General features: G+C 72.6%; 10 protein-coding genes. 6 read left to right on the top strand and 4 right to left on the bottom strand.

The annotated features are described in order from the left end of the window. Positions 1–140: 140 nt before the first annotated feature. Positions 141–1,892, top strand: a complete 1,752-nt coding sequence (locus TU31_RS05550) for a sigma-70 family RNA polymerase sigma factor (protein WP_042150194.1) — start codon at positions 141–143, stop codon at positions 1,890–1,892. Positions 1,893–1,937: 45 nt separating this feature from the next. Here the strand turns inward: TU31_RS05550 and TU31_RS05545 are convergent, their stop codons facing one another. Further along, entirely contained in the window at positions 1,938–2,792 is an 855-nt protein-coding gene (locus TU31_RS05545; protein WP_042150191.1) for a DUF3109 family protein, read from the bottom strand. Positions 2,793–2,869: 77 nt separating this feature from the next. Between TU31_RS05545 and TU31_RS05540 the strand changes: the two genes are divergently transcribed. The 4 genes from TU31_RS05540 to ilvD all read left to right on the top strand — a co-directional run bounded on the left by TU31_RS05540 (position 2,870) and on the right by ilvD (position 7,557). Beyond that, positions 2,870–3,796 carry a Ppx/GppA family phosphatase gene (locus TU31_RS05540; protein ID WP_042150187.1) on the top strand — a complete coding sequence of 309 codons (927 nt, stop codon included), beginning with the start codon at positions 2,870–2,872 and terminating at the stop codon, positions 3,794–3,796. A gap of 181 nt (positions 3,797–3,977) precedes the next feature. Continuing rightward, the gene (locus TU31_RS05535; RefSeq protein ID WP_181018549.1) at positions 3,978–4,802 is read left to right on the top strand and encodes a sugar phosphate isomerase/epimerase family protein; all 825 of its coding nucleotides are present in this window, start codon (positions 3,978–3,980) and stop codon (positions 4,800–4,802) included. Further along, on the top strand, positions 4,799–5,449 hold the full coding sequence (locus tag TU31_RS05530) for a TetR/AcrR family transcriptional regulator (RefSeq protein ID WP_042150178.1): 651 nt from the start codon (positions 4,799–4,801) through the stop codon (positions 5,447–5,449). The genes TU31_RS05535 and TU31_RS05530 overlap by 4 nt, the downstream gene beginning before the upstream one ends. 257 nt (positions 5,450–5,706) lie before the next feature. Further along, on the top strand, positions 5,707–7,557 hold the full coding sequence (ilvD, locus tag TU31_RS05525; RefSeq protein WP_042150176.1) for a dihydroxy-acid dehydratase: 1,851 nt from the start codon (positions 5,707–5,709) through the stop codon (positions 7,555–7,557). A 74-nt stretch (positions 7,558–7,631) separates the two neighbouring features. Here the strand turns inward: ilvD and TU31_RS05520 are convergent, their stop codons facing one another. Together TU31_RS05520 and TU31_RS05515 are read right to left on the bottom strand one after the other, a co-directional pair. Then, positions 7,632–7,847 carry a DUF397 domain-containing protein gene (locus tag TU31_RS05520; protein ID WP_042150174.1) on the bottom strand — a complete coding sequence of 72 codons (216 nt, stop codon included), beginning with the start codon at positions 7,845–7,847 and terminating at the stop codon, positions 7,632–7,634. Beyond that, entirely contained in the window at positions 7,829–8,671 is an 843-nt protein-coding gene (locus TU31_RS05515; RefSeq protein ID WP_042150171.1) for a helix-turn-helix domain-containing protein, read from the bottom strand. Before TU31_RS05515 ends, TU31_RS05520 begins: the two co-directional genes overlap by 19 nt. A gap of 169 nt (positions 8,672–8,840) precedes the next feature. Here TU31_RS05515 and TU31_RS05510 point away from each other — a divergent pair, with 169 nt between their 5' ends. Then, positions 8,841–9,068 (top strand): hypothetical protein, encoded by a 228-nt coding sequence (locus tag TU31_RS05510; RefSeq protein ID WP_042150168.1) that lies wholly within the window; start codon positions 8,841–8,843, stop codon positions 9,066–9,068. A 151-nt stretch (positions 9,069–9,219) separates the two neighbouring features. Here TU31_RS05510 and TU31_RS05505 read toward each other — a convergent pair whose 3' ends face one another. Continuing rightward, positions 9,220–11,688: a serine/threonine-protein kinase gene (locus TU31_RS05505; protein ID WP_042150165.1), complete on the bottom strand. Its 2,469-nt coding sequence runs from the start codon at positions 11,686–11,688 to the stop codon at positions 9,220–9,222. Between the last annotated feature and the right edge of the window lie 19 nt (positions 11,689–11,707).

Raw genomic sequence — 11,707 nt, 5'->3', positions numbered from 1 at the left:
CCGAGTGGCGCATACGGAGCGCACCGCCCGTGTAAAGAGCTATTCGTGTCCCCTTTTGAGGGAGATGGTCACCCGTAAGGGTTAAAAGTGTCCAACGCGAGCAAGCAGGGCTGCATCATCCGCCTACCGTCGCCGGGGTGATGAGCAGCAGGCCCGAGCACCCCACGCACTCCACCGGCGCACACCGGTCGCGCGGCGACGCGCGGCGCCGGAACCGGCCGCAGCCGTCCGAGCGGCCCGGCCCGGACGCCGCCCGCCCCCCGGACCGGGGCCGGGACGGCTACCAGCCCCATCTGGACGGGCTGTTCACCTACTGCCTGTCCGTGCTGTGCGAACACGACGCCGCGACCGCGGTGCTCGGCGAGACGCTCGCGCTCGCCGAGCGGCACCGCGGCCGCCGCCCCGGCGACCCGGCGCTGTACCGCTCCTGGCTCTACGCCCTCGCCCGCTGGGCCTGTTTGCGCCGGCTCGCCGAGCGGACCGCGCCGGCCGCCGGGACCCCGGGCCCCGGCGCGGCCCGCGAGGCCGAGCGCCGGCAGCGTGAACTGGCCGCGCTGGCCTGGCCGGAGGCCGCCGGCACCACCCCCGAGCAGCGGGAGGCGCTGGAGCTCTCGGTGCGCCACCACCTCTCGGCCGACGAGGTCGCCGCGGTGCTCGGCGCCGACCCGATCGCCACCCGCACGCTGCTGGCCACCGCCGCCTGCGAGGTCGAACGGACCCGGGCGGCGCTGGCCGTCGTCGAGTCCGGCCGCTGCCGGGAGGTCGCGCAGCTGGCGGGCGACACCCAGATGCTGCTGGGCGCGGCACTCAGCCGGGAGCTGGTGCGCCATGTCGACGACTGCGCCGAGTGCCGGCGGACCGCCGAGCGGGCCACCGCCCCGGGGACCTGGCCGGGCACCGCGCCGGTGGACCGGGGCAGCCTGCCGCTGGTCGCCGCGCCCCGGGAGGCCGTGCTCGGTGCGCTGGCGGTCGCCCGGCGCACCAAGTCGGGCCGCGCGGAAGGGGTGGCCGGGGCGGGAGGTGGCGGCCGGGCGAGTGGGGCAAACGGTTCTCCTCGCTACGACCGCAGCGGTTTCCCCGTGGGCCCCCCGAAGGACCGGGTGGCCCGCCGGCGCCGGCTGCGCAACCGGGCGCTGACCACCACCGTGGTCGCCACCGTCGTCGCCGCGCCGGTGCTGGCCCTGTGGGCTGCCTACCGGGGCGCCCCCGTCACCGACGTGGCGGCCGATGACTCGCCCTCGGTGACGGCCAGCGACACGGAACCCGGGCCGCGGCTGGGCGGCAGCCCGTACGAGAACGCCGGGAACGCCAGGACGACGCCCCAGCCCGGCTTCACGGACGGCGACGGGACGCCCGATGTGTCCGTCGAGGTGATCAGTGCGGACGGCACCCCGCAGCGGCCGGACGGCGCGGACCGCCGGCGGGAGTCGGGCCCCGGCCGGCTGACGATCGCCGCTGCACCCCGGGGCCGGACCACGCTCCTCACGCTCCGCGCCACCGGCGGCGCCCCGGTGCGCTGGTACGCCTCGGCGGGCGCGGCCTGGCTCCAGATGAGCCGTACGGCGGGCACCCTGCGGCCGGGCGAGACCACCACGATCACGGTCCATATCGACCACGACCGGGAGCCGGCGGGCCCCTGGCGGGCCAGGATCGCCATCGAGCCCGGGGGTACTGCCGTCACGATGCGGGGCTACGGCGCGACCGGCCCGGCCGCCGGTCCGCAGCGCCCGGGGCCCGCGCATCCGAAGCCGACCCGGCCGGCCCCGAAACCGACGCCCACGCCGACCCGGACGTCGCCGTCACCCACGCCGACGGCGACGGCTCCGACGCCGAAGCCGACCGGCCCGGCCCCGTCCTCGACGCCCTCGAACACCACGCACCCGGCGCGCTGAGCGCAGACGGCCGCCCGGCCCGGCAGGCCCGGGCCGGGTCGCGTGCTACTTCTGCGGCTTCTTCAGGGGCGCCGGGTCCGCCGGGTGCGGCGCCATCGGCAGCGTCGCGGCCAGCCGCTCCTCGCACAGCTCGGCGAGCTTGGCGTAGCCCTTCTTGCCCATCAGCTCGGTCAGCTCGGGCTTGTACGAGACGTAGACCGGCTCGCCCGCGCCGTGCGCCGAGGTCGCGGAGGTGCACCACCAGTGCAGGTCATGGCCGCCGGGGCCCCAGCCGCGGCGGTCGTACTCGCCGATCGTCACCTGAAGGATCTGGGTGTCGTCCGGCCGGTCGATCCAGTCGTAGGTGCGCCGGACCGGCAGCTGCCAGCAGACGTCCGGCTTGGTCTCCAGGGGCTCACGGCCCTCGCGCAGCGCGAGGAGGTGCAGCGAGCAGCCCGCGCCGGCCGGGAAGCCGGGACGGTTCTGGAAGATGCAGGAGCCCTCCCAGCGCCGGGTCTGCCGTTCGCCGTCCTCGTCCTCCTCGACCCAGCCGGTCGTGGTGCCCACGTCGTGGTGCTGCCACACCTCGGGCGTGAGCCGTGCCACATGCTCGGCCACCCGCTTCTCGTCGTCGTCGTCCGAGAAGTGCGCGCCGAGGGTGCAGCAGCCGTCGTCCGCCCGGCCGGCCTGGATGCCCTGGCAGCCACTGCCGAAGATGCAGGTCCAGCGGGACGTCAGCCAGGTCAGGTCACAGCGGAAGAGCTGCTCGTCGTCGCCCGGGTCCGGGAAGGTGACCCAGGCACGGGCGAAGTCGAGCCCGACCTCGTCGGCGGGGGCCCGCTGCCCCTCGGCCGCCTGGGCGCGCCGCTTTTCTTCCTTCTTGAGCGCTTTTTCGTGCTTCGCCTTTTTCGTCTTTGCCACGACTCCAGCGTAAGGGGGAGCGACGGGTGCCGACCGCGCCGACAGGAGCGGTCGGCGCGCGCAGTAGGTTTCCCCGTATGAGACTCGGTGTCCTCGATGTGGGTTCGAATACGGTCCATCTGCTGGTGGTGGACGCACACCCGGGCGCGCGCCCGCTGCCCGCCTATTCGCACAAGGCGGAGCTGCGCCTTGCCGAACTCCTCGACGAGGGCGGCGCGATAAGCGATGCCGGGGTGGAGCGCCTGGTGGCCACCATCCACGAGGCGCTCCAGGTGGCCGAGGACAAGGGCGTCGAGAGCGTGCTGCCGTTCGCCACCTCGGCGATCCGGGAGGCCACCAACGGGGAGGACGTACTGCGCCGGGTCGCCCTGGAGACCGATGCCTCGCTCCAGGTGCTCTCCGGTGAGGACGAGGCGCGGCTCACCTTCCTCGCCGCCCGGCGCTGGCTGGGCTGGTCGGCCGGCCGGCTGCTGGTGCTGGACATCGGCGGCGGCTCCCTGGAGATCGCCTACGGCCTCGACGAGGACCCGGACGTGGCGGTGTCGCTGCCGCTGGGCGCCGGCCGGCTGACCGCGGGCGATCTGCCCGGCGACCCGCCGGAGGCCGAGGACGTCCGGACGCTGCGCCGCCGGGTCCGGGCCGAGATCGCCAAGGTGGTGAGCGATTTCAGCCGCTACGGCACGCCCGACCAGGTCGTCGGCACGTCCAAGACCTTCAAGCAGCTGGCCCGGATCGCGGGCGCCGCGCGCTCCGCCGAGGGCCTCTACGTCCAGCGGGAGCTGACCCGTAAGAAGCTGGAGGAGTGGGTGCCGCGGCTGGCCGGGATGTCCGCGGAGGAGCGGGTGGCGCTGCCCGGGGTGTCCGAGGGGCGCTCGCGGCAGCTGCTCGCCGGGGCGCTGGTCGCCGAGGCGGCGATGGACCTGTTCGGGGTCGAGACGCTGGAGATCTGCCCGTGGGCGCTGCGCGAGGGCGTCATTCTGCGGCGGCTGGACCACCTGCCGTAGGGCGCGCGGCCGTCCGCCGGAGCGCGCCCGGCGCGGGTGAGACTCGTCACGCCCCCGCCGGCCGCGCCCCCCGGTGGCGCCCGTCCCGGCCTCCCCGCCCAGGGGACGAGCCACCGGCGGCGGGCCACGGCTGTCCGGACCTCCTGCCCCGCACCCAGCCCCGGCCCGTACGCTGTCCCTCGTGACAGAGCCAGTGGTGCGCATCCCGGATGCGAAGGTCGCGCTGTCCACGGCCTCGGTGTATCCGGAGTCGACGGCGACGGCCTTCGAGATCGCCGCGCGCCTCGGCTACGACGGCGTCGAGGTCATGGTGTGGACCGATCCGGTCAGCCAGGACATCGACGCGCTGCGCCGCCTCTCGGACTACCACGGCGTGCCGGTGCTGGCCGTCCACGCCCCGTGTCTGCTGATCACCCAGCGGGTCTGGTCCACCGACCCGTGGGTCAAGCTCCAGCGCGCCCGCAACGCCGCGGAGAAGCTGGGCGCCTCCACGGTGGTCGTGCACCCGCCGTTCCGCTGGCAGCGCAGCTACGCGCGGGAGTTCGTCCGCGGGGTGTGGCGGATGGCGCACGAGACGGACGTGAAATTCGCCGTCGAGAACATGTACCCGTGGCGCTACCGGGACCGCGAGATGCTCGCCTACGCCCCTGACTGGGACCCCACCAACGACGACTACCGGCACTTCACCGTCGACCTGTCGCACACCGCCACCGCCCGCAACGACGCGCTGGCGATGGTGGAGCGGATGGGCGACCGCCTGGGGCATGTCCACCTCGCCGACGGCAACGGCTCCGCCAAGGACGAGCATCTGGTGCCGGGACGCGGCAGCCAGCCCTGCGCCGAGGTCCTGGAGCGGCTGGCCGCCACCGGCTTCAGCGGACACGTCGTCGTCGAGGTCAACACCCGCCGGGCGATGTCCGCCGCCGAACGCGAGGCCGATCTGGCCGAGGCGCTGGCCTTCACCCGGCTGCATCTCGCCTCACCGAGCCGGGTCCAGGGCCCGTGAGCGCCGGCCGGGACGACGCGACCCCGGAGCCCGGTACACCGCCCGCGCGGGCCCGCCGCCGTGGCCGCCCGGCCCGCGCCGCCGCCGAGGCCGGCCCCGGCGCCCGCGAGCGCATCCTGGCCGCGGCCCGTACGGAGTTCGCCGCGCGTGGCTACGACAAGACCTCGGTCCGTGGTATCGCCAAGGCGGCCGGGGTGGACGCGGCGCTGGTCCATCACTACTTCGGCACCAAGGAGCAGGTCTTCGCGGCGGCCATCGAGCTGACCTTCGCGCCCGCGCTGACCATGCCGGACGCCCTCGCGGGCGGCGGCGCGGACGTGGGCGAGCGGATGGCCCGCTTCATGTTCGGCGTCTGGGAGAACCCGGTCAGCCGGCCGCCGCTGCTGGCGATCATGCGCTCGGCGCTGACCAACGAGACCGCAGCGGCGGTGCTGCGCGGCCTCATCGAGCGCCGGATGCTCCAGCGGGTGGCGGGCGAACTGGACGTCCCCGACCCGGAGTTCCGGGTGCAGCTGGCCGCCGGGCACCTCATCGGGATCGCCATGCTGCGCTATGTGATCAAGATGGACCCGATCGCCTCCGCGGACCCGGAGGAGATCATCGCCATGGTGGCGCCGACCCTCCAGCGGTATCTGACACAGCCGTGACGCCAGCCATGACACAGCCCTGACAACCACCCCCCGAGGCGCCTCATCGGCCCGTCGACGCCCCCGACCTGCGAGAACTCCTCCCGATCCGCTGTCCGCACTGCGGTCAGGCGTCTCACATGCCGGAGAGGCTGTCCAGATCTTGGATCAGGAGCGTAATCTCGACAGGAGCTGATATATGACGCCGCCCGGTACGCGGCCAGGGGCCAGGTACCGGCACGGCGGTCGTACGGACGATCCCGAGGGAGTGACCCATCGTGCCTGATCTGAGGTCCCGCACCGTTACCCATGGCCGCAACATGGCCGGCGCCCGAGCCCTTATGCAGGCCTCCGGCGTAGCGCGCGAGGACTTCGGCAAGCCGATCATCGCGGTGGCCAACAGCTTCACCGAGTTCGTCCCCGGCCACACCCACCTCCAGCCGGTCGGCCGGATCGTCTCCGAGGCGATCCACGCCGCGGGCGGCATCGCGCGCGAGTTCAACACCATCGCGGTCGACGACGGCATCGCGATGGGCCACGGCGGCATGCTCTACAGCCTGCCCTCCCGCGACCTGATCGCCGACTCCGTCGAGTACATGGTCGAGGCGCACTGCGCGGACGCGCTGATCTGCATCTCCAACTGCGACAAGATCACGCCCGGCATGCTGATGGCCGCGATGCGGCTCAACATCCCGACCGTCTTCGTCTCCGGCGGCCCGATGGAGTCCGGCAAGACGACCCTCGTCGACGGCACCGTCCGCACCCTCGACCTGGTCGACGCGATCTCCGACGCCGTCAACGACAAGATCTCGGACGAGGACATCCTCCGCATCGAGGAGAACGCCTGCCCGACCTGCGGTTCCTGTTCGGGCATGTTCACCGCCAACTCGATGAACTGCCTGACCGAGGCCATCGGCCTCTCGCTGCCCGGCAACGGCTCGACGCTGGCCACCCACACCGCCCGCAGGGCGCTGTACGAGAACGCCGGCCGCACCGTCGTCGAGATCACCAAGCGCCACTACGACGAGGACGACCACACCGTCCTGCCGCGCAACATCGGCACTCGCGCCGCCTTCGAGAACGCCATGGCCCTGGACATCGCCATGGGCGGCTCGACGAACACGATCCTGCACCTGCTCGCCGCGGCGCAGGAAGCCGGCCTGAACTTCGACCTGGACGACATCAACGCCGTCTCCCGCCGGGTGCCCTGCCTGGCGAAGGTCGCCCCGAACGTCGCCCCCGGCGGCACGTACTACATGGAGGACGTGCACCGCGCCGGCGGCATCCCCGCCATCCTCGGTGAGCTCTACCGCGGCGGTCTGCTCAACGAGGACGTGCACACCGTCCACAGCGCCTCGATCGAGGACTGGCTCAAGACCTGGGACGTGCGCGGCGGCTCCCCCTCCGACGAGGCCGTCGAGCTGTGGCACGCGGCCCCCGGCTGCAAGCGCTCCGCGACCGCCTTCTCGCAGTCCGAGCGCTGGGACTCCCTCGATGTGGACGCGGCCGGCGGCTGCATCCGCGACATGGCGCACGCCTACTCCGTCGACGGCGGCCTGGCGGTCCTCAAGGGCAACATCGCCGAGGACGGCTGCGTCGTGAAGACCGCCGGCGTCGACGAGTCCATCTGGACCTTCGAGGGCCCCGCCGTGGTCTGCGAGTCGCAGGAGGAGGCCGTCGACAAGATCCTCAAGAAGCAGGTCAAGGAAGGCGACGTCGTCGTCATCCGCTACGAGGGCCCCAAGGGCGGCCCCGGCATGCAGGAGATGCTCTACCCGACGTCCTTCCTCAAGGGCCGCGGCCTGGGCAAGACCTGCGCACTGGTCACCGACGGCCGCTTCTCCGGCGGCACGTCCGGCCTCTCCATCGGCCACGCCTCCCCCGAGGCGGCGGCCGGTGGCACCATCGCCCTCGTCGAGGACGGCGACCGCATCCGCATCGACATCCCGAACCGCGGCATCGAACTCCTCGTCAGCGAAGAGGAGTTGGCGGCCCGCCGCGAGGCCCTCGGCGGCGTCTACGCCCCCAGGAACCGCGAGCGCAAGGTCTCGCAGGCCCTGCGCGCGTACGCGGCCATGGCCACCAGCGCCGACAAGGGCGCGGTGCGGGACGTGAGCAAGCTCGGCTGACCCGTCGGCAGCGGTAGTACGGCAACGGCCCCCGTCGTGGAGACGGGGGCCGTTCTCGTGAGGCGCCGGACGCGTCAGACGGTGCCGGGGAGTTCGCCGGTCTTCACGGCGGTGACGAAGGATGCCCAGGCGGAGGTGCCGAAGAGGAGAGCGGGACCCTGGGGGTTCTTGCTGTCGCGGACGGGGGTGAGGGCGGGGAGGTCGTTGGAGACCTCGATGCACTCGCCCCCGTCTGAGTTGCTGTAGGAACTCTTGCGCCAGGTGATGTTGCTCAGGTCGATGGATCGCACGGCACTTCCTCCAACGTCCGCATGACGAACTTCCGCGATTCGGCCGGGCTCAACGCCAGGTCACGCACCGCATCGTACGCGCGTTGCAGGCGCTCAACAGGCTGCGGGTCCTCAATGAGTTCGCCACGGTGGGCGCTCTCGGTGTAGGCCACGGTGCGGCCATCAGGCAGCCTCAAAAACATCACGGCGGTGCTCTCCAAACCATAGAGACCGCTACTGAATGGCAGCACCTGGAGTGTGACGTTTGGACGCTTGGCGATCTCGATCAGATGCTCCAGCTGCTTGCGCCACGCTTCGGCATCCTCCAACGGCGTACGCAACACGGCCTCGGACAGGACGGAGCGGAACCGAGGTCCGTGATTGCCTTCGAGCAACTCCCGTCGTCCCATGCGCGCTTCAACGTTCCGGGTCAGCTCGTCGCCGCTCATTCCGCCTGCCGAGAGCAGGTCGTATGCGTAGTCCGCCGTCTGGAGCAGCCCAGGCAGAACGCTTACCGCGTAGTGCCACAGGCTCAATGCTTCCGCTTCCAAGGTCATATAGCGGCGGTACCGCTCCTTGAACTGCGTAGGATCCCCCGCCGCCACCTCCCACAGTGTCAGCAGCAGTCCCGCCGTCCCGTAGTACTGGTCCAGCGCCTGCGCCACCTCCGGGCCACCCATCGTCTGGCCCTTCTCCATCTTCCCGAACAGCGACCAGTCCCACCCCAGTACGTCACCGAGCTGCCGGAGGCTGTCGCCCTTCTGGGCGCGCAGTAATCGCAGCTCTTCCACGAAGCGTTGGCGGGGCTCCTGGCTGCGACCGGTGACCGCTCGCCTCGGTGGCATGGCGACCTCCTCCGTGGAAGGTGTGGAACTAACGGTGCGTGCGGGCGAAATACAGCCTGCAAGGGGTATTCGCGCCCTTTTTCCGGGCCATTCTCGTGAGGGCCGGAACACGCACAGTAGTGGCGCTCCGGGGTCTCACGCAGGGAAACGGCAGACGGGAGTGGCACTCATGACGAGCGAACGACGGGCGGTGGCCGACGGGATGGCCGAGGCCGAAGCAGTGTGTGAGGAGCTGGCCGCCGTGTTGCGGCGGACCGGGATCGTGCTGCCGTCACTGATGGTCGACCCGGTGACGTACGGCTACGAACAGAGCCGTGTCCTGGTCGAGTTGGGGCGCTGCAACGTGGAGACGACGCGCAAGCTCATCGCGGTGCTGGAGAGGGCGGCGGCCCGGTGAGCGGGCGCGCCCCGTACGTCTCGCCCGCATGTCATGTCGGCAGGCATCCGGCGTGTGACAAGGGCGTCCCCGCGGCGGAGGTCGTCACCGTGCCCGGCGTGCGGCGCGAAAGCTGTGCCTGCCGCTGCCATACGGGAGGCGGGCCGTCCCCTCACCAGCCCGCCGGGTCCTTCGTCGCCGCCGCGAAGACCGTGCCGTCGGGGGCCGCCGCATAGATCCGGCCACCCGGGCCGTCCGTACGCGGGGCCGGGAGCGTCTCCACGAAGCCGTTGTGGCGCCCGTTCATCCGTGGCGGGGTCTGCCCCAGCAGCTCGCCCGACCGGGCGTCGACAGCGAGGAGCCGGCCGTCCGCCGCGGTGAAGAAGAGCCGGCCGCCGCTGACGACCGGTGCCGAGCCGCGGCTGACCGAGGTCTCGGTGTCCCATTTCCGCTGGCCGACGGCCTGGAGCGCACCGCCCTCGGCCAGCAGATACACCGACTCGCCGTGCACCACGGCGGACGCCCCGTCCAGCGGCGCGGTCAGCTTGAGGCGGCGGCTGTGCCCGGTGGCCGGGTCGTAGCGGACGACGGCGGTGGTGCGGTACGAGAGCGTCGGGTCGGTGACGGTCAGAAAGAGCGTCCCGGACGCACCGGAACCGGCCACGGTGAGCAGCCCGGGCAGCCGACGGGCCCAGCGGACCTTGCCGTTGGCCGGGTCGATGGCGGTGACCTGGGTGCCGTTCCCGTCGGGGGTGGGCTCGGCCGCGTAGGCGGTGTGGGCGTCACCGTACGAGGTGAAGAGCGGCAGCTGATGCCCCGGGAACCGTTTCTGCCAGCGCTGTTGGTGGGTTCTGCTGTCCAGCGCGGTGACCGTGCCGTCCGACGCGGCCAGCAGGATGCGGTCGCCGACGACCTTGGCCCCGCCCTCGTACCCGGAGACGTCCTTGGTCCAGCGGGTGGCGCCCTTGCCGCCCGGCGACGGGTCGAGGGCCAGCAGCCGGCTGCCGTCGTTGGAGAAGACGTAGAGCAGCCCGCCGGAGAGCACCGGTGCGGTCCGGGAGATGGCCTTCTTCGCCGCCTGCTTACCGGTGGCGGAGGGGTCCTTGCTCCGCCATGCCACCCGGCCGGAGTCCGGGTCGAGCCGGGCGGCCAGCATGCCGGGCTGGCCGCAGAAGACGGCGCCGGAACCGGTGGTGCAGTGGGGGAGTTCGGCGTCGTGGCCCTTGGGGTGCTCGACGAGGGTGGTGTGCCACGGGCGGAAGTCGGCGTGGCCGTCGCGTGACGGGTGGGTCTGAAGGGCCGGGTCCCGGCCGGGGCCGCCGGACAGCGCCTGGACGCCCGCGTACGTGCCGGCTCCGGTCACGACGAGGGCGACGGCGGCCCAGAGGGGCCAGCGGCGGGCGCGGAGGCGGGAGCGGGAGCGCGAGCCGGTGTCGGTGTCGGTGCGGGAACGGCCAGGGCGGTGGGGCCTTGTGGAGTCGGCGGGGGCGGCGGGGAGTTCCGGGGTCCCGGCGCGTCCGCAATCGTCGGGGAGTCCGGGGCCGTCGGGATGCTCGACGGGCGCGGGTGCGCGGACATGCGTGGTCTCGGCGCGCGACGGGGTGGCCTCGGCCCGTACCGGATGCGGCTGCTCCGGCCGGTGCTGCACGGGCTGCCGCTGCTCCGGTATCCGCGCGGCCGGCACCACGCCGTGGGGCGCCGATGGGCCCGGCAGTACGCCGCCCGGGCCTGCGCCGCCGGCCAGCGCCTCACCGGCCACCGTGTCACCCGCCACGAGACCGCCCGCCGCCAGGCCGCCGATCGGCACGTCCGCGGGCGCCTCCGTCCGCAGCAGCTCCATCAGCGCATCCGGTGTCGGCCGGTCCGCCGGATCCTTGGCCAGACAGCTCTCGACCAGCGGCACCAACTCCGGCGGCACACCCGCCAGATCGGCCTCGTCATGCACCACCTGATACGCGACGAGGTACGGGCTTTCCGAGTCGAACGGGCCACGCCCGGTGGCGGCATGCACCAGCACCGAACCCAGCGCGAAGACATCCGCCGCCGGGCCCACCTCACGCGGCCGCTGGAACTGCTCGGGCGCCATGAACGGCGGAGTGCCGATCAACTTGCCGGTCTCGGTGCGCATTTCACTGTCGGAGGGCCGCGAGATGCCGAAGTCGATGACTTTCGGGCCATCTGTGGCCAGCAGCACATTTCCGGGCTTCAGATCGCGGTGCACCACCCCGGCGCGATGGATGTCACGCAGCGCCTCGGCGAGCCCCGAGGCCAGCCGCCGTACCTCGTCGACCGCCAGCGGGCCATTCCGCTTCACATGATCGGAGAGCGTCGGGCCGGGGATGTGGAGGGTCGCCATCCAGGGCCGTTCGGCATCCGGATCGGCGTCCACGACGGGCGCCGTGAAGGCCCCGCTGACCCGCCGCGCGGCCGCCACCTCCTGCCGGAACCGCCCGCGGAACTCCGGGTCCTGGGCGAATTCGGCATGGATGACCTTGACCGCGAGCAGCAGCCCGGAGGACGAGCGCGCCAGATGGACCACGCCCATACCGCCGGAGCCGAGCCGCGCCTCCAGGCGGTATTGGCCGGCGTATTCCGGATGCTCCGCTTCCGGCCCGATGCCGGAATCGCGCAGCGATGGCATGGTTCCACCCCCGTGTCAT

Source organism: Streptomyces lydicamycinicus (assembly GCF_000829715.2).
Classification (GTDB): Bacteria; Actinomycetota; Actinomycetes; order Streptomycetales; family Streptomycetaceae; genus Streptomyces; species Streptomyces lydicamycinicus.
This window is presented reverse-complemented; position numbering and strand designations above follow the sequence as displayed.